At 40.6% G+C, this 23,457-nt stretch carries 18 protein-coding genes, 1 pseudogene and 1 other annotated feature; of the genes and pseudogenes, 10 read left to right on the top strand and 9 right to left on the bottom strand.

Annotation, left to right across the window (positions count from 1 at the left end; genetic code table 11):
• Positions 1 to 6: 6 nt before the first annotated feature.
• Positions 7 to 981, bottom strand: a complete 975-nt coding sequence (gene cysB, locus PROVRUST_RS01600; protein WP_006812924.1) for an HTH-type transcriptional regulator CysB — start codon at positions 979 to 981, stop codon at positions 7 to 9.
• A 304-nt stretch (positions 982 to 1,285) separates the two neighbouring features.
• Between cysB and PROVRUST_RS01595 the strand changes: the two genes are divergently transcribed.
• Entirely contained in the window at positions 1,286 to 3,319 is a 2,034-nt protein-coding gene (locus PROVRUST_RS01595) for a M13 family metallopeptidase (RefSeq protein WP_039854033.1), read from the top strand.
• 181 nt (positions 3,320 to 3,500) lie between these two features.
• Here PROVRUST_RS01595 and sodC read toward each other — a convergent pair whose 3' ends face one another.
• Together sodC and topA are read right to left on the bottom strand one after the other, a co-directional pair.
• The gene (gene sodC / locus PROVRUST_RS01590) at positions 3,501 to 4,034 is read right to left on the bottom strand and encodes a superoxide dismutase family protein (protein WP_039854371.1); all 534 of its coding nucleotides are present in this window, start codon (positions 4,032 to 4,034) and stop codon (positions 3,501 to 3,503) included.
• 394 nt (positions 4,035 to 4,428) lie between these two features.
• Complete coding sequence (gene topA / locus PROVRUST_RS01585) at positions 4,429 to 7,044, bottom strand: type I DNA topoisomerase (protein WP_006812921.1); 2,616 nt, start codon at positions 7,042 to 7,044, stop codon at positions 4,429 to 4,431.
• Between the two features lie 286 nt (positions 7,045 to 7,330).
• Between topA and PROVRUST_RS01580 the strand changes: the two genes are divergently transcribed.
• Positions 7,331 to 7,588, top strand: a complete 258-nt coding sequence (locus PROVRUST_RS01580) for a DUF2498 family protein (protein ID WP_006812920.1) — start codon at positions 7,331 to 7,333, stop codon at positions 7,586 to 7,588.
• A gap of 103 nt (positions 7,589 to 7,691) precedes the next feature.
• On the opposite strand, the gene sohB is transcribed toward PROVRUST_RS01580, so the two are convergent.
• Positions 7,692 to 8,738, bottom strand: coding sequence for a protease SohB (sohB, locus tag PROVRUST_RS01575; RefSeq protein ID WP_006812919.1), 1,047 nt, complete (start codon positions 8,736 to 8,738; stop codon positions 7,692 to 7,694).
• Positions 8,739 to 8,917: 179 nt separating this feature from the next.
• Here sohB and PROVRUST_RS01570 point away from each other — a divergent pair, with 179 nt between their 5' ends.
• Entirely contained in the window at positions 8,918 to 9,682 is a 765-nt protein-coding gene (locus PROVRUST_RS01570) for a YciK family oxidoreductase (RefSeq protein WP_006812918.1), read from the top strand.
• Positions 9,683 to 9,685: 3 nt separating this feature from the next.
• Positions 9,686 to 10,276 (top strand): cob(I)yrinic acid a,c-diamide adenosyltransferase, encoded by a 591-nt coding sequence (gene cobO / locus PROVRUST_RS01565; RefSeq protein ID WP_006812917.1) that lies wholly within the window; start codon positions 9,686 to 9,688, stop codon positions 10,274 to 10,276.
• Between the two features lie 41 nt (positions 10,277 to 10,317).
• On the opposite strand, the gene PROVRUST_RS01560 is transcribed toward cobO, so the two are convergent.
• The 4 genes from PROVRUST_RS01560 to rnm all read right to left on the bottom strand — a co-directional run bounded on the left by PROVRUST_RS01560 (position 10,318) and on the right by rnm (position 14,326).
• The gene (locus PROVRUST_RS01560; protein WP_006812916.1) at positions 10,318 to 11,220 is read right to left on the bottom strand and encodes a hypothetical protein; all 903 of its coding nucleotides are present in this window, start codon (positions 11,218 to 11,220) and stop codon (positions 10,318 to 10,320) included.
• Between the two features lie 364 nt (positions 11,221 to 11,584).
• On the bottom strand, positions 11,585 to 12,502 hold the full coding sequence (gene rluB, locus PROVRUST_RS01555) for a 23S rRNA pseudouridine(2605) synthase RluB (protein WP_039854032.1): 918 nt from the start codon (positions 12,500 to 12,502) through the stop codon (positions 11,585 to 11,587).
• 136 nt (positions 12,503 to 12,638) lie between these two features.
• Positions 12,639 to 13,259 (bottom strand): L-threonylcarbamoyladenylate synthase, encoded by a 621-nt coding sequence (locus tag PROVRUST_RS01550; RefSeq protein ID WP_006812914.1) that lies wholly within the window; start codon positions 13,257 to 13,259, stop codon positions 12,639 to 12,641.
• Positions 13,260 to 13,453: 194 nt separating this feature from the next.
• Positions 13,454 to 14,326, bottom strand: coding sequence for an RNase RNM (gene rnm, locus PROVRUST_RS01545; protein ID WP_006812913.1), 873 nt, complete (start codon positions 14,324 to 14,326; stop codon positions 13,454 to 13,456).
• Between the two features lie 162 nt (positions 14,327 to 14,488).
• Positions 14,489 to 14,590 (top strand) — a sequence feature (Trp leader region).
• A 26-nt stretch (positions 14,591 to 14,616) separates the two neighbouring features.
• Between rnm and PROVRUST_RS01540 the strand changes: the two genes are divergently transcribed.
• The 5 genes and pseudogenes from PROVRUST_RS01540 (at position 14,617) to trpA (ending at position 21,243) form a co-directional block, all read left to right on the top strand.
• Positions 14,617 to 16,191, top strand: a complete 1,575-nt coding sequence (locus PROVRUST_RS01540) for an anthranilate synthase component 1 (RefSeq protein ID WP_006812912.1) — start codon at positions 14,617 to 14,619, stop codon at positions 16,189 to 16,191.
• Positions 16,191 to 17,821: pseudogene (trpD, locus tag PROVRUST_RS20085) on the top strand (bifunctional anthranilate synthase glutamate amidotransferase component TrpG/anthranilate phosphoribosyltransferase TrpD). The gene PROVRUST_RS01540 and the pseudogene trpD overlap by 1 nt, the downstream one beginning before the upstream one ends.
• Before the next feature lies 1 nt (position 17,822).
• Positions 17,823 to 19,199: a bifunctional indole-3-glycerol-phosphate synthase TrpC/phosphoribosylanthranilate isomerase TrpF gene (gene trpCF / locus PROVRUST_RS01525; RefSeq protein WP_006812909.1), complete on the top strand. Its 1,377-nt coding sequence runs from the start codon at positions 17,823 to 17,825 to the stop codon at positions 19,197 to 19,199.
• Between the two features lie 47 nt (positions 19,200 to 19,246).
• Positions 19,247 to 20,437, top strand: coding sequence for a tryptophan synthase subunit beta (gene trpB / locus PROVRUST_RS01520; protein ID WP_006812908.1), 1,191 nt, complete (start codon positions 19,247 to 19,249; stop codon positions 20,435 to 20,437).
• Positions 20,437 to 21,243 carry a tryptophan synthase subunit alpha gene (trpA, locus tag PROVRUST_RS01515; RefSeq protein WP_006812907.1) on the top strand — a complete coding sequence of 269 codons (807 nt, stop codon included), beginning with the start codon at positions 20,437 to 20,439 and terminating at the stop codon, positions 21,241 to 21,243. The genes trpB and trpA overlap by 1 nt, the downstream gene beginning before the upstream one ends.
• Before the next feature lie 352 nt (positions 21,244 to 21,595).
• On the opposite strand, the gene ompW is transcribed toward trpA, so the two are convergent.
• The gene (ompW, locus tag PROVRUST_RS01510) at positions 21,596 to 22,246 is read right to left on the bottom strand and encodes an outer membrane protein OmpW (RefSeq protein ID WP_039854030.1); all 651 of its coding nucleotides are present in this window, start codon (positions 22,244 to 22,246) and stop codon (positions 21,596 to 21,598) included.
• A 409-nt stretch (positions 22,247 to 22,655) separates the two neighbouring features.
• On the opposite strand from ompW, the gene PROVRUST_RS01505 reads away from it, so the two are divergent.
• A complete protein-coding gene (locus tag PROVRUST_RS01505) occupies positions 22,656 to 23,408 on the top strand; it encodes a YciC family protein (protein WP_006812905.1) in 753 nt (250 codons plus the stop codon).
• Positions 23,409 to 23,457 lie beyond the last annotated feature (49 nt).

The following is a 23,457-nucleotide window of genomic DNA, read 5'->3' as shown; positions in this document are numbered from 1 at the left end:
TGTTACTTACAAAATAGGTAGCGGAATATCTTTGAAGAACTCTTCAATATCTTCATTATTTCGCAAGGCAATTGCCTTATCTACCACATCCCGTGTTAAATGTGGTGCGAATCGCCAGATAAAATCATACATATAACTGCGCAAGAAACTGGTTCGTTTAAAGCCAATTTTCGTGGTGCTATAGCTAAATTTATCTCGCATATCAATAACAACTAAATCTTTATCAACTTCAGGATCGACCGCCATGCTCGCAATGATCCCGATGCCCAAACCTAATTTAACGTAGGTTTTAATCACATCCGCATCCGTTGCTGTAAAAATAATTTTTGGCTCTAATCCCACTTTTTGGAAAGCCACATCTAACTCCGAGCGCCCGGTAAAACCGTGGGTATAGGTGACAATTTGATACTGAGCAATATCTTCAATTGTGACATTCTTTTTTTCTGTCAGTGGGTGCCCTTTAGGAACTATCACACAACGGTTCCAGTGGTAGCAAGGCAACATAATCAAGTCACTGTATAAATGTAGGGCTTCAGTCGCTATCGCAAAATCACTGTTTCCTTTGCAAACTTCTTCCGCTATTTGGGTTGGAGAACCCTGTTGCATGTGAAGGGAAACATGGGGATACCGCTCAATAAAACTTTTAATCACTGGCGGTAATGCGTAGCGTGCTTGTGTGTGAGTCGTAGCTATTTTAAGGCTACCTCTATCAGGAACAGTATGTTCCCCGGCAACTGAACGAATAGCTTCAATTTTTGAAAGTACTTCACGGGAAATACGAACAACCTCTTCACCCGCGGGCGTAACATGGGTTAAATGCTTTCCGCTACGCGCAAAAATTTGTATTCCAAGCTCATCTTCCAACATTCTGACTTGCTTACTGATCCCCGGTTGAGAGGTAAATAAGCCTTCCGCCGTCGAAGAGACATTCAGGTCATGATTGACCACTTCAACGATATAACGTAGTTGCTGTAATTTCATTATTGCTCCACCCCTTGCTTGAAACCGTTTTAGCTATAGCTAAAAAACATTACATATAACAAAAAGTAATATTGATTAATATATATATAACCAATATAACATTAAATTATGAGGAATAAACAGTATGATGACAATATTTCATCTAGCGAGTATAAAAAGGTAATAAGCAAGTAAGGTATTGCAAAGTCAGGTTATTTTTCCCTTTAACTATGCTTGAATGGTAAATATGCCGTTTTTTATTTCCCTTTAGACTAATATTTTAGTTATGAATTACCCTATTTCGATTAAATAAGAGGTTCTATCAATGCGTATGAAAGTCTTAGCCATGGTAATTGGCATGTCGACCATATCCTTTGCACCACACTTATTAGCCAAAGAGCTATCCTACGGCCAGCAAAAAATTGTGTTATCTGATGCAATTCAGCCAGGAAATGATTTTTACCAATATGTGAATAAAGATTGGATTAATAACGCCAAGATCCCAACAGGGATGCCACGCATTAACTCATTCGTAAATTTATATTTAAATACAGAAAAACAAACTCAAGCCATCATTGAAGAACTTCAAAAAATACCCGATAACCAACTCAACCATAACCAACGTAATATTCGTAATTTATACCTAAGCTATCTGGATGAAAAAAGTATCGAAAAGGCGGGTTTATCCCCAATTAAAGGGGATTTAAAGGATATTGCTCAAGCCAAAAACCATGATGATATTAGTCAATTGATGACTCGCCCTGGTTACAGTTCATTGATTTCGTATTGGGTAGATTTGGACGCAAAAGCCCCTGATACCTATGTGCTCTATATTGGGCAAGGTGGGCTTGGTTTACCGAACCGCAATTATTATCTTGATGATACGCCACAGATGAAAGAGATCCGCAAAAACTATATTGCTTATATTGCGACGATATTAAAGCTGGCAGGAGAGAAAGATGTTAAGAAAAAGGCTCAACAAATTTTCGATTTAGAAAAATCAATTGCTGAAGTTCATTGGAGCCCTGAAGCGCGCCGGGATACTATCAAAAATTACCACCCAATGACTCTATCTGAGATGAAAAAATTCACCACGGGTTTTGAGTGGAATAATTTTATCCAACATTGGAAATTAAGTGACCAACAGTTAGCTAAAGTTGTTGTTGAAAATGATACGGCAGTCGAAAAAACTGCGCAAATTTTCGCAAAAACGCCTGTTTCTGTCTTAAAGGATTATCTTACATTCCAATATGTCAGTGACCATGCAGGCTATCTAAATCAAGCCCTTTCCGATGCCCGTTTTGATTTTTACTCGAAAAAACTTAATGGTATTGAGAAGCAACGTACTCGCCAAGAACGCGCTATTCAAACGGTTAATTCTTTGCAAGGTGAACCATTAGGTCAAATTTATGTTGAGAAATATTTCAATCCTCAGTCTAAAGAGAAAATTAACGATCTGGTGAGCTATGTTCGCGGTACCTTTAATTCCCGCTTGAAAGATAATGATTGGATGGATGAACAAACTCGCCAAGAAGCGTTGAAAAAATTGGAGCAATTTACGGTTAAAGTGGGTTACCCCGAAAAATGGAATGATTTTAGTAGCATTAATTTGAAGCCAAATGCTCTACTCGATAACTATAAGCAAGTTGAAGCTTGGTCCTATAACGATGCGATGAGTAAACTTGGTCAACCAGTCCGTCAGTGGGAATGGGGAATGACACCACAAACTGTCAATGCCTATTTCAATCCAGTCCAGAATGAAATTGTTTTCCCTGCCGCTATTTTACAAGCACCATTCTTTGACCCAAATGTCGACCCTGCCTATAACTATGGCGCAATTGGCGCAGTGATTGGTCATGAAATGGGACATGGTTTTGATGATCAAGGTAGCTTATATGATGGTACGGGCCAGTTACGTAACTGGTGGAGCAACAGTGCTAAAGCTCACTTTAAAGAAAAAACTGCAAAGTTGGTCGACCAATACAATGGATTTGCGGTGGATGGACAAAAAGTTAATGGTGAATTAACCCTTGGTGAGAATATCGGTGACTTGGGCGGGTTAAATATTGCCTTGAGCGCCTATAAGCAATTCGCTAAAGAAAATTATCCTAATGGTGAACCACCAATTATTGACGGTACAACAGGATTACAGCGTTTCTTCATTTCATGGGCTAGAACTTGGCAAGAGTTGTCTAATAAAGAGTCTGAGCGCAATAAAATCCTAACCGATCCACACAGCCCAAACCAATTCCGTGCTAATGGAGTTGTGCGCAATATCGATGATTGGTACACCACTTTCGGCGTTGATAAGGATAATGCTCTTTACCTCGCCCCAGAAAAGCGTATTAAGATTTGGTAGTTTAAAATTGCAAATATATAAAACAAAGGCGCTAGTTTCAGCGCCTTTTTACAACGTATTGAATAACCATTTATTCTAAATAATTCGCGTTAGAACAAGGCGGCAAGCATGCTAATCCCTAGAAGCATACATAATATGTGACTAGGGTTAGCGAGTGTAGCCAACACAGCTACAGTGCGAATTATGACGAAGGAATAATGCCGCAAGCCATCCTTGCTCCACCACCGCCAAGAACCTCTGGATGATCCGAATAATTATCCCCACCCGCATGCACCATCAATGCACGATTTTGGATATCTTTCAGGGATTTTAATTTTGGCGCTAACACACTGTAAGTCGCATTACCTTTGCTATCAACGACTAAACCCGGTAAATCACCAAGGTGTCCAGTTTTATCATAAGGCCCTTTGTGTATACCTGTTTTGGCTGGATCTAAATGTCCTCCTGCTTTAAGTGCAGGAACAGTTTTACCGTCTTTTTCACCCGGTTCACAACTTGGATTTTCGTGAACATGAAAGCCATGCACTCCACCTGCTTGCAAGCCAAATAATGTAGGGGTGAAAAGCAAACCATACTCGGTTTCAGAAATGACGACTTCACCAATGGCTTTACCGTCACCTTTAGCTGTCGCTTCTTTCAGCGCTACCGTAGTTTGTGCCGCATACGCCGCACTAGTCGTCAATAATGCAGCTAATAAACATAACTTGAACTTCATACCGCCTCCAGTCATTTACTGTGATTATTACCCTTAACCTAAACGTTAGCATAATAAATAAATGGCAATGGGCGATTACTGCTTTTGTTATGTGATAACTGTCGGATTATGCATAAAAAAAGAGCCCTGAGGACTCTTCTATAATGATTCTAGCTTTGAGTTTCGTGTTTTGAACTTCGTAACAAAATTCCCAAAATTTATTCTAAATAGTTCGCGTTAGAACAAGGCGGCTAGCGCGGATATCACGTGAAATATGACGAATATATTTATTCAAAATAATTTGTACTGTAGCAAGGCGGCAATCGAGCTAATCCCTAGGAGCATACACAAGTATGTGACTAGGGTTAGCGAGTGTAGCCAACGCCGCTACAGTGCAAAGTATGAAGAATAAAAACTATTCTTTGGCTTTCCATCCACCATCAACATAAAACGCACTCCAACCTGTCGCCTTACCGTCTTTCTCTGAAGAAACATATTGTTGTTTCGTCTTACGACTAAAGCGAACCACTGTTGGATTACCTTCCGGATCTTGCGCTGGCGCATCGGCCAAATACGCTAATTTCTCAGGTAAGCGATCTTTAAAACGTTGCAGCTCAGCAACTAATGGTGCACGAGTTTCCCGTGATTTAGGGAACGTATTCGCGGCAAGGAAAACGCCAGCTGCACCATCGCGCAGTACGAAATATGCATCCGATTTTTCACAAGGTAACTCTGGTAGCGGTACCGGGTCTTCTTTCGGCGGCGCAATCTCACCACTTCTTAAGATCTTACGTGTATTTTTACACTCGTCATTGGTACAACCCATGTATTTACCAAAACGCCCCATTTTCAGGTGCATTTCAGAACCACATTTGTCGCACTCAATCACCGGACCATCGTAACCTTTGATGCGGAACTCGCCCTCTTCGATTTCATAACCTTCACATGCTGGGTTGTTACCACAAACATGGAGTTTACGACCATTATCGATGAGATAGCTGTCCATCGCTGTACCACATTTTGGACAACGGCGTTTCGCTCTTAATGCATTGGTTTCGGCATCATCACCCTCGAGAATATTCAGAACTTCATCTTCTGGGATCAGATTAATCGTTTTCTTGCAGCGCTCTTTTGGTGGCAATGCATAACCAGAACAGCCTAAAAACACCCCTGTAGATGCAGTACGAATTCCCATATGACGCTCACAATCAGGACAAATAATTGATGTGATAACCATTGGGTTAGTACGCATTCCACCTTCTTCAGGATCTTTTTCTGCAACATCTAGCTGCTTGCTAAAGTCAGAGAAAAACTCATCTAAGACCGTTTTCCACTCAGCTTCATGATTCGCTACGTGGTCCAGCTGGTTTTCCATTCGTGCAGTAAAGTCGTAGTTCATCAGGTCGCTGAAGTTTTCTTCTAAACGATCCGTGACAATCTCACCCATTTTTTCTGCATAGAAACGACGGTTTTCAACTTTAACGTAACCACGATCTTGGATAGTTGAGATAATCGCCGCATAAGTCGATGGACGACCAATTCCACGTTTTTCTAATTCTTTAACTAATGAAGCTTCACTAAAACGTGCTGGTGGTTTAGTAAAGTGCTGGCTTGGTAATAATTCCAGCAGAGATAGTTCAGAACCAACCTGAATAGGCGGTAAGGTTTTATCTTCATCATTTTTACGTAGTGCTGGCATGACTCTCGTCCAACCATCAAAACGTAATGTGCGCCCTTTAGCTTTTAGTTCAAAATCCCCAGCTTTTACTGTTAGCGTCGTCGAATCATATTTTGCCGGTGTCATTTGACAAGCAACAAATTGATTCCAAATCAGCTGATACAGGCGCTTAGCATCATTTTCCATATCTTTCAGTGAGTCAGGTAAAACATCGACACTGGATGGACGAATCGCTTCGTGCGCTTCTTGAGAGTTATCTTTGCTGGTATAAACGTTGGCATCTTTTGGCAAATATTGCTCACCAAAATTGTCAGAAATATACCCACGAACCATGTTTACTGCATCTTGGCTCAAGTTAGTTGAGTCAGTACGCATATAGGTGATATAACCCGCTTCATAGAGACGCTGAGCCATCATCATGGTTTTCTTCACACCAAAGCTTAAGCGCGTACTCGCAGCCTGCTGAAGTGTGGACGTAATAAATGGTGCGCTTGGCTTACTTGAAGTCGGCTTGTCTTCACGGTCAATAACCTGAAAACGCGCTTTTTCTAGCAATTTAACTGCTGATTCAGTTTGTACTTTATTAACTGGCTTGAATGCTTTACCTGACTGAGAAGTCACTTCCATTCGCAGGTTTATTGCCGCGTTATCCGCTAAATCAGCATGAAGTTCCCAATACTCTTCAGGAACAAAAGCTTTAATTTCGCGCTCACGTTCAACAATTAATCTCACCGCAACGGATTGAACACGCCCAGCAGAAAGACCTCGAGCCACTTTTTTCCATAATAATGGAGAGACCATATAACCGACGACACGGTCCATAAAGCGACGAGCTTGTTGCGCATTAACTCTGTCGATGTTTAATTCGCCAGGGCTGTCAAATGCCTGAGTAATTGCGTTTTTGGTAATTTCGTTAAAGACTACGCGACTAAAGCGCGAGTCATCACCGCCGATAACTTCACGTAAATGCCATGCAATCGCTTCCCCTTCGCGGTCAAGATCCGTCGCGAGGTAGATGTGGTCTGCATTTTCAGCTAAAGATTGTAATTCAGAAACGACTTTTTCCTTACCCGGTAGAATTTGATAATTCGCTTTCCACCCATGATAAGGATCGATCCCCATGCGTTTTACTAACGCTTCTTGAGGATCTTTTTTGACTTTCTTTGTTTTATCTTTTGCTTTATCGGTAGATGAGTCTGTACTCTTTTGTGAGCCGGATTGTGAACCAGAGCCGCTTTTCGGCAGATCACGAATGTGACCAACGCTGCTTTTCACAACGTAGCCACTGCCAAGATACTTATTGATCGTTTTGGCTTTTGCCGGGGACTCCACTATAACAAGAGCTTTACCCATATTTACCTTTACCTAATATCAACAATGGCGCATTTTCTATCCATATGCGCAAAATGAGAATCTCTTTTTTATATTGCGATATAATCACAATATATCAATATTTTTTCGTACAATAATTTGTGTTTGAACAAATTTTGTAGGTCAGCCACATTATTCTAAAAAGCATACAAACTGCTCTAGTTGACTGATTTTAACCATATAATGGTGTTTAGCCACATTGAAAACCACACACTCTACCTGATAAAATGCTAGAAGCAACCAATTATTTTTTCAAGAGAGCGATAATATGAGCAATGAAATTCAATACATTTCAAAACAGGAACTGCTTGAAAAAGCCAACGATATCATTAAAAACCACGATGATTACATTCATGGGATGTTTGTTGATAACGTTGAACAGCATAGCGATGTTTTAGTTTTTAAAGGCGAGTTTTTCCTCGATGAAAATGGGATCCCCTCCTTTAAAAGCGCAGCCGCTTTTAACATGTACAAACATCTAACCCATCTATTCTCGGAAAAATATCGACTCAATGACCCAGAGTAATGACCAAAAAATACCGGCTATATTATGAGCCGGTATTTTTAATGTTAGTCCAAAATAAAATATTGGTAACAATTATCTGATGATGACAAATGTATTCTGATAATTACAATAGTGGCTTTTGCCCTCTTTGCCACCAGCGTAATAAAAGCTTATCTGCGCTTTCTGCCGCGCTGCTAGTAAAACGCTCAACCATCTTTTTACTTAAGACATAGCGAACACTAATAATCTCTTTAGTTTCGATAGCATTAATAATCAGATCATCACTGACACCAATTTCATCCACTAAGCCTTTTTCTAAGGCTTGAGTTCCATACCAGTATTCCCCTGTTGCTACCGCAGCAATATCAAGAGACGGACGATTTTGATGGACGAAATCTTTAAATAGTTCGTGGGTTGAATTTAAATCTTCAACAAATTTCTTACGCCCTTGTTCTGTATTTTCACCTAACATGGTTAATGTACGTTTATATTCACCCGCAGTGTGCAATTCAACATCAACATCATGTTTTTTTAGTAAACGATGAATATTCGGAACTTGAGCAACAACGCCAATTGAGCCAATAATAGAAAATGGTGCAGCGACAATTTTATTGGCAATACACGCCATCATATAACCGCCACTTGCAGCAACCTTGTCCACTGCAATAGTAAGAGAAATATTTTTCTCTTTAAGGCGCATTAATTGTGATGCCGCCAAACCATAACCATGCACTAAACCACCAGGGCTTTCTAATCGAAGTAAAACTTCATCTTGCTGATCTGCAACTGCCAGAATTGCACTGATTTCTTCACGTAAAGAGCTAACTTCACGGGCATCCATGCTTCCTTTAAAGTCTAAGACATATAAACAAGGCTTTTTAACGGATGATTGCCCGACTTTAGCCCCTGCTTTTTCATTTTTCGATTTTGCCTTTTGCTGTTTTTTAAATGCCTTAGCCCAAGCTTTTTGCTCTGAGTCATTCATTTTGGTCTGTTGCATTTGACGCTGACGCTCACGATAGCCTTCGCCCAAATCAGTGATTTTTAAGGCACCTTTACTCCCTTGGCGTCTCATGCCCACACCAAAAACAAACACCGCTAGCACGACAATCGCAACCACGATAGTGACTACTTTTGCTAAAAACAGTCCGTACAAAGAGAAATACTCCACAAGTTGATCCTTCTAATATTTAACGCTAACTAAAAAATAATCGCATGATTAGTCACAAACAACCAGTAAAAAAACAATGACGAGCGACCACCGAAGTTAAATAAATGTGTTAAATTGGGCTATCTATGTAATCCCAGCGATGATAACTATCACCGCGAATAAATACGATAGGAAAAAATATGCCTCATTATCAGCCTAGACAAGATCTTTTAAATGGTAAAACTATCTTAATTACCGGCGCGACTGATGGTATAGGTCAAGAAGCGGCATTAACTTATGCACGCTTTGGCGCCTCAGTAATCTTATTGGGCAGAAACCCACAAAAATTAGATGCTGTGAAAAAACATATTTTTGATTTAACAGGAAAAACGGCTGAAACTCACCTGATTGACTTACTTAATGCGACCAGCGAAGATTGTCAAACTATCGCCAGCAATATCGCAAAACAACATTCTCATCTTGATGGTGTATTACACAGTGCTGGAGCACTTGGTGTCATTGCACCAATAACAGAACAACCTCCCCACATTTGGCATGATGTCATGCAGATCAACGTCAATGCAGGCTTTATGTTAACGCAAGCATTGCTTCCTTTATTACTCAAAGCACCACAGGCTTCATTAATTTTCACCAGTTCGAGTGTAGGAAAACAAGGGCGAGCTAATTGGGGCGCTTATGCCGTATCTAAGTTTGCCACAGAAGGTTTAATGCAAGTATTAGCGGATGAGTATAAAGATTCAACCTTACGTGTTAATTGCATTAATCCAGGACGGACCCGTACAGCAATGCGCGCTGGTGCTGCCCCTAATGAAGATCCAACAACATTAAAAACACCAGCCGATATTATGCCAACCTACCTTTATTTAATGGGTGATGATAGTTTAGGTCAAACAGGCGCAAGCGTAGATGCACAACCTAGCCTGAAGCCAATTAAAGCGGAGTAAACAATGAGCCAAGACCGACATGGCGAACGTCAACAGCGTTTGAAGCAAAAAGTTGACGAACGTATTGAAGCTGCGCAACTGGAACGCGGCATTGTCATTGTCTATACGGGAAATGGTAAAGGTAAAACAACGGCAGCATTTGGTACGGTATGTCGTGCAATCGGTCATGGAAAAAAAGCCGCCGTTGTCCAATTCATTAAAGGGAATTGGGATAACGGTGAGCGCAATATTCTTGAACCTTTAGGCGTACCATTTCATGTAATGGCGACAGGGTTTACATGGGAAACTCAAAATAAGCAAACAGATACACAAGCCTGTTTAGAAACATGGCACAATGCATTACAGCTGCTGCAAGACCCACAATATGACTTAGTGGCCCTCGATGAACTCACGTATATGGTGAGTTATCATTATCTTCCTATTTCTGACGTTATTAATGCATTAACGCTTCGACCAGAAAATCAGTCAGTGATTATTACAGGCCGAGCTTGCCATCGGGAATTGCTAGATTTTGCAGATACAGTGACAGAAATGCGCCCAGTAAAACACGCTTTTGATGCAGGAATTAAAGCTCAAAAAGGTATTGATTGGTAACTTATCCTCAGTTCAGGCATATAACACAATAATCGCTATCATTATTGTTGAATTAATGTGCCTGCACTAAAAATTGCACGTGTTTGTACCATAAAATCCTCATATTTTTGTTTTTCTTCAACACAGACACCGTCACTTCCCCACTTATCATAAATCTCTACCATTTTTAAGACTATCGTATGATATTGATTATAAAAATCCTGCTTTTGGCTTGGGTTTGTAGACTCACGATACACCTTAACAATTTCCATCATATTATCCGCATAATGCTGAATATTCTCATCTCGAAAATCTGGACGATTTAACGGATATTCGAATGATAATGTAACGGATTCATCTCGTGAAAAAACACCTTTTCTCGCTAGCATCTGGGATATAAATATCTCACCTTCTGTAAGATTTTTTATTAATTCTTCTCGAGAGAAACATTTTGTTTTAACTTTACTCACAGTAGTTGATGAATCTAAATTTTCCGGAATTTTTGTCCCTATGGGATAATCACAATTAAAAACATTATTATCGATAACATAGCTATTGCTGCTATGTAATCTGCCTTTTAATAAATAATCCCCAACCACTAATTCTTGAACTGTTAAATGATAGATAGATGAAATTCCATTATTTCCATAAATAAAATTATAAGTGTAATAAAAATTTCTTTGAGGATTTAATATTCCCCCTTTATTTCCAGGGTAAACCATAAAATGAATAACTTTACCTCCGTTTATGGCCATTGAATGTAATCCCGGCTTTAGCATCACACTGCCTACTGTATATTTAGGAATAACCGCGGGTTTATCATCAAGTAAGAAACTATAATTATCAGAGGATTCATTAGCGTAAAAAAATCGCCCATTTTCAGATACTGAGGGTTGGTGTACATCGCAACTGGTTGTACCAAGACTGAATAATGCCAGCCATTTTGCTGATTTTAAACATTGCATGAAGTCTTAGAACCTTTTGATAATTGAGCTTTGTTAAAAATATATTAAATACGTAGTTTTAACAAAATAAAAATGCAACTTTGTGACAAAACCCGATTAAAATTAACAATCCCCTATTTAATTCAAACGCTAATAACTACAATGTATAATTCCGCAGCATTAGATATATAAAAAAGTCATTCAATTTATTTCATTGAAACAGATAATTAGTATTAGTAATTTATTTTCTTTTATTGTTTTTAAATAAAACAAATGAATACATAAGCCAAATAAGATCATTATTCAACCTAATCAGGTTAAATTAAGGCATAAAAAAAGCTATGGTAATCACCATAGCCTTCATAATATTTCAAAAACGATTTAATTAAGCTCGAGTACGTTTTTTGGCCGTAGGTCGAGAAGCTTGTCGTTTTGATGCTGGACGCGATGCGACTTGAGTATGTCTTTTTACTGCACGGCGAATCTGATTAGCTTTGAGTCGACGTTGATCTCGCTCAACGGCAACTTTACTTTCAGTTTCAACAGACAAACCAACTAACTCTCTTAAATAGTTAGTTTGCTCTAATCCTAACTCTGTCCAACCACCCCGCGGCAAGCCTTTTGGTAGGTCAATATCACCATAGCGAACACGAATTAATCGGCTAACTTGCACACCAACCGCTTCCCATAGGCGACGAACTTCACGGTTACGTCCCTCAGTTAATGTCACGTTATACCATTGGTTCATTCCCTCACCACCACGGAATGAAACCGTTTTAAATGAGGCTGGACCATCTTCTAACTGGACGCCCATGGTTAACTGGCGAATTTTTGCATCCGTGATTTCACCGAATACGCGTACTGCATATTCACGCTCAACTTCACGGCTTGGATGCATTAAACGGTTAGCTAATTCACCATCCGTCGTGAATAACAGTAATCCACTTGTATTCACATCCAAACGACCCACAGCAATCCAACGTGCTCCAGTTAATTTTGGTAAACGCGTAAATACCGTTGGACGACCTTCAGGGTCATGGCGTGTACACAATTCCCCTTCAGGTTTGTAATATGCCATTACACGACAAATGTCTTTTTCTGGCTCTCTGATTGTTAATAGGCGACCATCAAGACGAATTTTAGTTGATGTTGTAACTTCAACTCGGTCACCTAATGTGGCCATTTTACCATCGACACTAATGCGGCCTTCTTTCAGGAAGCCCTCAATTTCTCGGCGGGAACCATGCCCAGAGCGGGCAAGAATTTTTTGTAATTTTTCAGTTTGTTGCGGTTTAGAACTCATAAGATCCTCAGTTGTCGCCTTCACAGGCGTCAAATAACTTCTCGCTCAATCAGCAAAAAGTGATGAATTTGAAAACCTGCGCATTATACACAGGTTTATCTTAATCCCCTATTACTAATCTTCGGCTTAACTGGGCTTATTCAAACGGGGTTGGGTCCCCAGTTCCGACACGGACAACAACTGGAACATCATCAGTAAAATCAATGACTGTTGTTGGTTTTTGCCCGATATAACCACCGTGGATCACTAAATCCACTTGTTTATCGAGTAAGTCACGAATTTCTTCAGGATCAGATTGCGTAAAATCATCCCCCGGCAAAATTAAGCTCGTCGACATTAATGGTTCACCAACCGCTTCTAATAAATCACGGGCAATTGGGTTGGATGGTACGCGTAAACCAATGGTTTTTTTCTTTTCGTTCATCAAACGGCGAGGGACTTCTTTTGTGCCTTTCAGGATAAACGTATAGTTACCCGGCGTATTATTTTTAATCAATCTAAATACCGTGTTGTCAACATGGGCATAGTTTGATATTTCCGAGAGGTCACGACACATTAATGTAAAGTTATGGTTCGCATCCAATTGACGGATACGGCAAATACGTTGAAGGGCATCTTTGTCTTCTAAACGACAACCAATGGCGTAACCTGAATCTGTTGGATAAACGACAACTCCACCTTTATTCAAGATATCAACACTTTGGCTGATCAACCTCGCCTGTGGATTGTCCGGATGGATATAAAAAAACTGGCTCATAGTGACCTCTGATCTTTAATATCGACAGCATCATCCGGTAAATGACCTAAAAATGGCACTATCTACTTGCTAAATAATACAACCACAGCACATTCAATTTGCCATCATGGCAGTGGTTAAACGAAACAATTTTTATGTGAACTATTTTACACCCAATCTATGTTCCATCAATAAATTAGGCGATATTCAGATGATTATGCGGTTTTTATCTGATCCCAAAGTGTCCAAACGGCTTGTTCATCATCGGGTAACCATAAATTACGCCCAATCTCAATCCAAGAACAAGGTCGATGGAAATCTGAACCAACAGATGTTTTTAACTCCGCAGACAAGGCTAACTCACCTAAAAACCGTTTTTCATTCGCTGGCTGTTGGCAATGAGATACCTCCATGGCATCCCCGCCACACTCTTTAAAATGTGCAATTAACCGTTTAAGCCACTTATTAGACAGCTGATATTTTGATGGATGTGCGAGCACAGCGACCCCGCCCGCAGCATGAATAGCGTCTATAGAGTCTTGAATACTGCACCACTGCGCAGGTACATATCCGGTTTTTCCTTTGGAAAGGTAGCGTTTAAATACATTATTAATGGTTTTTTCTTTGCCAATTTTAACAATATATTGTGCAAAATGGGCGCGTGTTACCTGCCCTCCACCAGAAAGTGCTTGGGCATTTTCCCATGCATCTTCAATACCTGCTTTTTGTAATCGACGCCCCATTTCAACTCCACGCTCTAATCGGCGTTGAGATTGAGCATTTAGTAAAGACGCCATCGCCGTATGCGAAGGTGAAAAATTTAAACCTACAATATGAATTTCAATATTTTCCCACAATGTGGAAAGCTCTACACCATTGACCAACGTCAACGGGCGTTGAGTTTCTGCGACATAATTTCTTGCCTCAATTAAGCCGTCGCAAGTATCGTGGTCAGTAATGGATAAAATGTTGACTCCCATTTGTATCGCACGCTCGACCAGCTCAGCGGGGGTTAGATCTCCATCTGAAGCGTTCGTATGGCTATGTAAGTCATAGCGAGTCAGTATTGACGTCGACTCTTGCGACATAATTTTATCGTCTCCATTTTCGAATTAACGAAAATTTAAAATAAATACAAATAGCGGTTGACACAATCATCGCGATCCAGTTTACTAGTACGCAAGATTAGTTAAGATTAAAATCAATTTAGTTATCCAGTGAGGCATTCTATGAGCGTATTAAATTTATCAAATCGTTGGTGGCGCGACTTCCCAAATTGGGCGGAAGCCGCACACGCATAGATTATTAATGCCTCAGTGCCTAACCCGTCCTCAACTGACGGGTTTTTTTATGTCTAAAATTAGCTTAAGGCAAGAAAATGAATAAACAAAACACAACATTAGCACATTTTAATCATCTGGATAGCCCAATAAACTATCAACCGGATCCAACGTTGCTATTTAATCACTTATGCCAGAATAAGCCTGCCTCTATGTTATTAGAATCAGCAGAAGTGACAAATAAAGCGAATCTTCAAAGCTTGCTGATTGTTGATAGCGCCCTACGTATCCGTGCGTTTGGTCAACGCGTAGAAATTGAAGCCTTAACTGAAAATGGCCAAGCATTGCTGCCATTAATCCAAGATCAATTAGCTGATCACATGGCAAGCGCTGAAATCTGTGCTGACCACTTGACGGTCTCATTTTCCTCACCAGATAATCAACTTGATGAAGATAATCGTCTGAAAAGCGCATCATGCCTTGATGTCTTACGGGCATTACCTGCTTTAGCGCAAGCTTATTTGACCAAACCTGAAATGCTATTTATGGGCGGTTTATTTGCTTATGACCTGGTTGCTAACTTTGAAGCATTGCCGGAGGTTAAAGCGACAAATCAATGTCCAGATTTTTGTTTTTTTGTCGCCGAACACTATTTAGTGATCGACCATCAGAACCAAGCCGCCCGCCTAAAAACGCTAATGTTCACCCATGACCCGGCAACTATCGAAAACATCCACCAGCGTCACAGCCAGATTATTGCTTTGTGCCGCCCTTTTTTACCCGCTTTACCATTAGGTGAAAAATCAACTTTTTCTGTCACCACCAATAAAGAAGATGATGAGTACCGCACTGTAGTGAATACACTCAAAGAAGCCATTTATCGCGGTGATATTTTCCAAGTTGTACCATCACGTAAATTCAGTATGCCTTGTGCAGAGCCCCTAATCGCTTACCAAAAACTCAAGGCGCAAAACCCTAGCCCATATATGTTTTATATGCAAGACAACGATTTCACTCTGTTCGGCGCCTCTCCTGAAAGCGCACTAAAATATAACACCCAAACGCGTCTTGTTGAAATTTACCCTATTGCGGGTACTCGTCCTCGCGGTCGTAATGCTCTGGGCGAAATTGATTTAGATTTAGATAGCCGTATCGAGTTGGCAATGCGCACCGATGAAAAAGAGTTGGCTGAACACATTATGTTGGTGGACTTAGCCCGTAATGATTTAGCTCGAATTTGTGAAGCTGGTAGCCGCTATGTCGACAATTTGACCAAAGTTGATCGCTACTCTTTTGTCATGCATTTAGTTTCCCATGTTGTTGGCACATTACGTCACGATTTAGATGTTTTTCATGCTTATCAAGCCTGTATGAATATGGGCACACTCACTGGTGCACCAAAGGTAAAAGCGATGCAATTAATTGCACTGTGTGAGCAAGAGCGTCGTGGCTCCTACGGCGGTGCAGTGGGCTACTTTAATGGTAAAGGTGATTTTGATACCTGCATCGTGATCCGCTCAGCTTATGTCGAAAATGGTGTGGCGACTGTACAAGCAGGCGGTGGTGTCGTGCTGGATTCTTCCCCACAAGCAGAAGCGGATGAAACCCGAAATAAAGCACGTGCGGTGATCAGAGCTATTGCCCAAGCCCATCAAGTTGAGGAGTTATTCTAATGGCAAATATCTTACTGCTCGATAACGTTGACTCCTTTACTTATAACCTTGTAGATCAATTACGTGCTAGCGGTCATCAAGTGGTTATTTACCGTAACACCGTTTGTGCTGAGCATATTTTAACGGTACTGAAGACATTGGAAAATCCCATTCTTGTGCTATCGCCAGGTCCGGGAAAACCAAGTGAAGCAGGCTGTATGCCGGAAGTCTTACATAAAGTAAAAGGCACTATCCCAGTTATTGGGATTTGCTTAGGGCATCAAGCGATAGTGGAAGCTTATGGCGGATTGGTCTCTCCCGCAGGAGAAATCTTACATGGCAAAGCTTCTATGGCAACTCATGATGAACAAGCTATGTTTGCAGGATTAGAAAATCCAATTTCAGTGGCACGTTATCACTCCTTAGTCGGAAGTCAGATCCCAGAGGCATTAACCATCTGTGCACAATCCAATGGCATGGTTATGGCAGTACGTAATGATGAACAGCGAGTGTGCGGGTTCCAATTTCATCCGGAATCTATCTTAACCACACAAGGAAAGCAGTTGTTAGAAAATACGGTGGCGTGGGCTCTTTCTACCCCCAAGAAAACAACATCACATTCGCACTAATGGGACAGAGAGAGCCAATCATGCAAAATATTTATGACAAATTATTTAAAGCTCAAGCATTAACACAGCAAGAGAGCCAGTATTTATTTAACGCCATTATTCAGGGTGAACTGACTGAGGCCCAATTGGCCGCCGTATTAATCAGCATGAAAATGCGTGGTGAACAACCACAAGAAATTGCAGGTGCTGCATTAGCCTGCTTAGAAAATGCGCAGCCGTTTCCTCGTCCTGATTACCTATTCAGCGATATCGTTGGTACCGGTGGCGATGGTGCAAACAGCATCAACATCTCAACAGCGAGCGCATTTGTTGCCGCAGAGTGTGGAATTAAAGTAGCAAAACACGGTAATCGCAGCGTCTCCAGCCGCTCAGGTTCATCGGATCTATTAGCTGCATTTGGGATCGCGTTAGATTTAAGTGCACAGAGTGCTCGCGATGCACTGGATGAATTAGGTATTTGTTTCTTATTCGCACCGCAATACCACAGTGGTTTTCGTCATGCCGCGCCGGTACGAACTCAATTAAAAACGCGAACGCTATTTAATGTTCTGGGTCCATTGATTAACCCTGCTCGACCACCTTTATCATTGGTCGGTGTTTACCAAGATTCTCTTGTAGAACCTGTAGCAAAAACAATGCAAATGCTTGGGTTTACACGTGCAGCTGTGGTACACAGTGGAGGGATGGATGAAGTTTCATTACATGCACCCACCCACGTTGCTGAGCTAAAAAATGGTGAGGTACACCAATATATCCTCACCGCTGAGGATTTTGGGTTAGCACCGTATCAATTGAAAGATTTAGAAGGCGGTACGCCGGACGAAAACCGCATCTTACTCACTCAATTATTACAAGGTCACGGTCAAGCCGCTCATGAAGCTGCCGTTGCTGCCAATGTTGCTATGTTATTGCGCATTAATGGTTATGAAGATTTAAAAGAAAACAGCGAACACGCACTTAATATTATTCGTAGTGGAAAGGCATTTAGCCGTGTGACAGCACTAGCTGCAAGGGAGCATTAAGATGAAAGGCACTGTATTACAAAAGATTGTTGACGATAAAATGGTGTATTTGGTGGAACGCAAAGCGCGCCAACCATTAAGCAGTTTTCAGTCCCAAATACAACCGAGTCAACGCAGTTTTTACACTGCGTTACAGGCCAAACGTCCTGTTTTTATTCTGGAGTGTAAAAAAGCCTCTCCATCAAAAGGTTTAATTCGAGAAAATTTTGATCCCGCTGAAATTGCCAGTATTTATGCTCCCTATGCATCTGCTATTTCAGTATTAACCGATGAAAAATATTTCCAAGGAAATATGGAGTATCTGACGATTGTCAGTAACACCGTGGCTCAACCCGTACTGTGCAAAGATTTTATTGTTGACCCTTATCAAATTTATCTTGCTCGCTATTACCAAGCGGATGCGATTTTACTGATGCTCTCAGTATTAAGCGATGAACAATACATTTTACTGGCGGACGTTGCTCATCAACTCAATATGGGCGTATTAACCGAAGTGAGTAATGAGGATGAGTTGCAACGCGCGATTACGCTGAAATCCAAAGTGGTAGGAATTAATAATCGCGACTTACGAGACCTGTCTATTGATCTCAATCGTACTCGTCAATTAGCACCGCAGCTGTCCGCTGAAACTATTGTTATCAGTGAATCTGGAATTCATCAGCACCAGCATATTCAAGCTCTCAAAGATGTCGCCAATGGTTTTCTGATTGGCAGCGCACTCATGGAGCAAACAGACTTGCAGCAAGCATTACGTAATTTATTGGTGGGCGAGCATAAAGTGTGTGGTTTAACCCGAGAGCAAGACGCTAAATCAGCTTTCGATGCTGGAGCGATGTTTGGCGGGCTTATTTTTGCAGAACAGTCACCACGAAAAGTGACGCTGTCACAAGCGAAGCAGATTATTCATTCTGCACCACTTCACTATGTCGGCGTTTTTCGTAATCAATCCGTCGATTTTGTCGCGCACATTGCACAACAACTCGCTCTGCACGCAGTACAACTCCATGGCAATGAAGATAATCCCTATATTGAGCAATTACGTCAGCTGTTACCTACGCACTGCCAAATCTGGAAAGCTGTGAATATGTCCCAAGCTCAACTGGCGGAGTACGACACCCCATTGATTGATATTTTACTGCTGGATAACGGTGCTGGTGGAACAGGAGAGACATTTGATTGGTCATCAATCCCTAAACATAGCCAACATAAATTAATGATTGCAGGCGGGCTAACACCTGAAAACTGCCAGCATGCTGCACAGCTGGTCTGCAACGGATTAGATTTTAATTCCGGTGTTGAAGTCGAACCTGGCATTAAATCTGAGCAAAAAATTAATCAAGTTTTTACTTCGCTAAAAAGCGCTCGTTCGGTAAGTTAATAGTCAACCAACGAACAATGAATAACGTATAAAATGGATAACAGACAATGAGCAAATTAGACCCCTATTTCGGTGAGTTTGGTGGACAATACGTCCCAGAGATTTTAATCCCAGCACTCAACCAACTTGAAGATGCCTTTATTGAAGCGCAAAGTGACCCAGACTTTTTAACTGAATTTCATGACTTACTGAAAAACTATGCGGGTCGTCCAACCGCATTAACGTTGTGCCGTAATCTCACCGCCGGTACAAAAACTAAACTGTACCTAAAACGCGAGGATTTACTCCATGGCGGTGCTCATAAAACTAATCAGGTTTTAGGGCAAGCTTTATTGGCAAAACGCATGGGTAAAAGTGAAATTATTGCCGAAACAGGTGCAGGCCAACACGGTGTAGCAACAGCTCTAGCTTGTGCTTTATTGAATATGAAATGCCGTATCTATATGGGAGCAAAAGATGTTGAGCGTCAGTCTCCTAATGTGTTTCGCATGAAACTCATGGGGGCTGAAGTGATCCCTGTTCATAGCGGCTCAGCCACATTAAAAGATGCCTGTAATGAAGCATTAAGAGACTGGTCTGGTAGCTATGATAAAGCCCACTATTTACTGGGTACCGCCGCGGGCCCCCATCCTTATCCAACCATTGTACGCGAATTTCAGCGGATGATTGGTGATGAAGCTAAGCAACAAATCTTAGACAGAGAGGGTCGCTTACCTGATGCCGTGATCGCCTGTATTGGCGGCGGATCTAATGCTATCGGTTTATTTGCATCTTTTATACCTGAAGAGAATGTCGGTCTGATTGGTGTTGAGCCCGCAGGATTAGGTATCGAGTCCGGACAACATGGAGCGCCTCTAAAACATGGACGAGTCGGGATCTATTTCGGAATGAAATCACCCATGATGCAAACGTCTGAAGGACAAATTGAGGAATCTTACTCTATTTCTGCTGGGCTAGATTTTCCCTCAGTTGGCCCACAGCATGCACATTTAAACAGTATTGGGCGCGCTGAATACGTTTCAATTACTGATGATGAAGCCCTAAATGCATTTAAGCTACTTTCCCGTAAAGAAGGTATTATTCCCGCATTAGAGTCTTCCCATGCCCTCGCTTACGCATTAAAAATGGCAGAGCAAGAACCAAATAAAGAACAATTGTTGATCGTCAACCTATCCGGACGTGGCGATAAAGACATTTTTACTGTGCATGATATTTTGGCTAGCAAAGGGGAAATCTAATGGAACGTTATACTCAACTTTTTCAACGCCTAGAGAATAAAAACCAAGGCGCATTCGTCCCTTTTGTGACGTTGGGTGATCCCGATGCTGAGCAATCATTAAAGATTGTGGATGCCTTAATTGCAGGTGGTGCTGATGCTCTTGAAATTGGTATCCCTTTTTCTGATCCTTTAGCGGATGGTCCTACCATTCAAAATGCAAACCTAAGAGCTTTTAAAAGCGAAATTACGCCGACTCTCTGTTTTGAACTGTTAAAGCGAATTCGCGCTAAGCATCCAGAGATGCCAATCGGCTTATTAGTGTATGCAAATTTAGTGTTTTCTAATGGTATCGATAATTTTTATCAACGTTGCCAACAAGCTGGTGTTGATTCGGTTTTAGTTGCCGATGTTCCAATGCGCGAATCTAAGCCATTTCGTGAGTCCGCAGCCTCCCATGGTATTGCTCCAATCTTTATCTGCCCACCAAATGGAGATGAAGAATTACTGCAAGACATCGGCAAGTACAGTCAGGGGTATACATATTTACTTTCACGCGCTGGAGTGACAGGCACAGAGCAACGAGCACAAATGCCATTAACTCATTTAGTGAATAAGCTCACACAATATGGTGCAGCCCCTGCTCTACAAGGTTTTGGTATTTCAGAACCCGCACAAGTTGCAGAAGCTATTCGTAATGGTGCTGCGGGTGCAATTTCCGGTTCTGCTGTGGTTAAAATTATTGAAAATAATCTAAACCAACCCAATGTGATGCTCGATAAATTAACGGAGTTTGTTTCTAAAATGAAAGCGGCCACAGCGAAATAATTTCCTAACTTTATTTTAATTTAGCCATCATCTATTTGATGGCTTTTTATTTTTATTTTTTCTTTAGTTCAATATATTAAATGTGTCAAAAATTGACATCACAAAACTAATAAATAGAGAACTTTCCAAATTAAATAATTTTAATTTAGTTATATTTCCTTAGGGCGAACGCCAAACTTGTTTATGACTTGTTAATTATTATTTGTCATTTTTAACATTCAGAATTTATAATATCGTTTAAAAATTATTTATCTGTAAAAACAAAAAAATCCGAGAATATATTTATTCCCGGATTTCTTACTGCTTTCTAATCCATTAGTTCAAGCGTTAACTTGCTTATATCCTTTAAATATTAGAAGCGGTAACCCACACCAAGCATAAAGACAAATGGGTCTAAACGAGTATCAACTTTATATTGCTCGCCACCCGCTTTAAATTTAACATCCGTTTCAATATTCATCCACCATACAGAGGCGTTTAACATCCAGTTTTCATCAAGCATATAGTCCATACCTGCTTGAGCTGCAAAGCCCCAAGAGCTTGATAAATCTAAGTCTGAAAGACCAGCTGCTTTACCTGTATTATTGAATTTTTCATCAAAGAAGAAGGTATAGTTAATACCAGCACCTAAATAAGGACGCAATTTATCTTCTTTGCTACCGAAATAATACTGTGCCATTAAGGTTGGTGGTAAATGCTTAACACTTGCAATATTACCTGTTGGACCTGTACCGACTTTGTGTTCAAACGGAGTTGCCGCTAATAATTCCACACCAATATTATCGGTAATCATATAACCGAAAGTTAAACCTAATTGGGTATTATTATTTGCATCGAAATGACCTAAATTGCCAAGGCCATTAATTTTAACATCGTCGCCGCCAGCATTTGGTCTTACTGTTGCGGTACCCGCACGAAATAAAAAGTCGCCAGCTTCATGAGCAAAAGAAGCAGCTGGAGCTAAAGTTGCAGCCGCTAATACAAGCGCAGTGAGTTTTTTCATTGTCAATCCCATTCCTATGTTTATTATTTTAGCAAAAATATAGCCTATTATTAGAATCCATATTCAAATCAAGATCACATCTTTTGCTAATTTATATACAGTGCGATAAATCTGAGTTTATTATTCCATTACTGATTTTTTCTATTTTGATTTGAATCAATTTTTAATAAGTAACTATTAAAATAAAAAATGATTCTATATTTGAGGTTAATTAATATCGATTTTAAATATATATTTAAAATACATCTTTAAAGCGTGTATCTTATTCATAAAATTACGCCGATTAGTTATTCAATGCACGCATGCCTATTAACTCCCAGACTTTTCTTATCTTTCTCTACCTCTAAGCCAGATACTCAGTTACAATCACCCTCAAATTTTTATTCCGTCTGTAGATAGGAGCAGTTACATGTCCATTTCGGCCAATTCACTCTTCAGCGATAGTGTCAATTTTTTCAAAAACCAGCTGAATGGCCTATTCACCATCGTGCTATTAGCCACTGTCGTTAGCGTTATTGTTTACGCGGTACTGATCCCCAATGAACGAATGATTGGTGTCCTAGTTGAAGCCCAAAGTCAGCTCCTTGAAGCTGGCAATGCAGGGTTGCAGAACTGGGTTCTGAACTTACCAGAGGAAGAGAAAAACAGTATTCTACGTGTGTCTTTTGGTTTGATTTTATCCGTGACACTGGGTAGTTTAGTCCTGATATGTGGCGTGCTCGCTTATATTGCTGGTTTATCCCGTGGTGAGGCAATGACGGGAACTCAAGCGCTGGTCTCCTCGCTAAGTAAAGCTCCATCGATGTTCCTGCTCTTAGTCGTCTGTTCCCTCCTAATTCAATTAGGCATCACCCTCATGGTCTTACCCGGAGTTATATTGGCAATTGGCTTTTCTCTCGCCCCTGCCATTCTAATGACCGAAAAAATAAATCCATTTGGCGCGATGGGGAAAAGTTGGAAGCTAGCTTATGCAAATTGGCGAGTGGCTGTACCGATGATTTTAATCTGGATGGCAACACAAATGTTAGTGAGCGTGATCTTAAGTAATTTGCAGATTAACCATATCGTCTTAAATGGAATTTCATTTTTGGCTAACAATATGGTGGCGGCTTTTGCATTAATTTACTTTTTCCGTTTATATATGCTAACCAGCAAACAATAAAAACTAAGTTTTTATTTATCTCTTAAGGGCGTATAAGTACGCCCTTTTG

This window comes from Providencia rustigianii DSM 4541 (genome assembly GCF_000156395.1).
GTDB classification, from domain to species: domain Bacteria; phylum Pseudomonadota; class Gammaproteobacteria; order Enterobacterales; family Enterobacteriaceae; genus Providencia; species Providencia rustigianii.
Note: the sequence above shows the minus strand (reverse complement) of the source record. Positions and strands in the feature narration are given on the sequence as shown.

Excerpts from the sequence above, each read along its gene's own strand:
- ompW (WP_039854030.1), bottom strand. The coding sequence starts at position 22,246 with ATGAAAAAACTCACTGCGCTTGTATTAGCGGCTGCAACTTTAGCTCCA.
- rnm (WP_006812913.1), bottom strand. The coding sequence starts at position 14,326 with ATGTCGCAAGAGTCGACGTCAATACTGACTCGCTATGACTTACATAGC.
- PROVRUST_RS01560 (WP_006812916.1), bottom strand. The coding sequence starts at position 11,220 with ATGCAATGTTTAAAATCAGCAAAATGGCTGGCATTATTCAGTCTTGGT.
- PROVRUST_RS01595 (WP_039854033.1), top strand. The coding sequence starts at position 1,286 with ATGCGTATGAAAGTCTTAGCCATGGTAATTGGCATGTCGACCATATCC.
- sodC (WP_039854371.1), bottom strand. The coding sequence starts at position 4,034 with ATGAAGTTCAAGTTATGTTTATTAGCTGCATTATTGACGACTAGTGCG.
- trpCF (WP_006812909.1), top strand. The coding sequence starts at position 17,823 with ATGAAAGGCACTGTATTACAAAAGATTGTTGACGATAAAATGGTGTAT.
- trpB (WP_006812908.1), top strand. The coding sequence starts at position 19,247 with ATGAGCAAATTAGACCCCTATTTCGGTGAGTTTGGTGGACAATACGTC.
- cobO (WP_006812917.1), top strand. The coding sequence starts at position 9,686 with ATGAGCCAAGACCGACATGGCGAACGTCAACAGCGTTTGAAGCAAAAA.
- rluB (WP_039854032.1), bottom strand. The coding sequence starts at position 12,502 with ATGAGTTCTAAACCGCAACAAACTGAAAAATTACAAAAAATTCTTGCC.
- PROVRUST_RS01550 (WP_006812914.1), bottom strand. The coding sequence starts at position 13,259 with ATGAGCCAGTTTTTTTATATCCATCCGGACAATCCACAGGCGAGGTTG.
- trpA (WP_006812907.1), top strand. The coding sequence starts at position 20,437 with ATGGAACGTTATACTCAACTTTTTCAACGCCTAGAGAATAAAAACCAA.
- cysB (WP_006812924.1), bottom strand. The coding sequence starts at position 981 with ATGAAATTACAGCAACTACGTTATATCGTTGAAGTGGTCAATCATGAC.
- PROVRUST_RS01505 (WP_006812905.1), top strand. The coding sequence starts at position 22,656 with ATGTCCATTTCGGCCAATTCACTCTTCAGCGATAGTGTCAATTTTTTC.
- topA (WP_006812921.1), bottom strand. The coding sequence starts at position 7,044 with ATGGGTAAAGCTCTTGTTATAGTGGAGTCCCCGGCAAAAGCCAAAACG.
- PROVRUST_RS01580 (WP_006812920.1), top strand. The coding sequence starts at position 7,331 with ATGAGCAATGAAATTCAATACATTTCAAAACAGGAACTGCTTGAAAAA.
- PROVRUST_RS01570 (WP_006812918.1), top strand. The coding sequence starts at position 8,918 with ATGCCTCATTATCAGCCTAGACAAGATCTTTTAAATGGTAAAACTATC.
- PROVRUST_RS01540 (WP_006812912.1), top strand. The coding sequence starts at position 14,617 with ATGAATAAACAAAACACAACATTAGCACATTTTAATCATCTGGATAGC.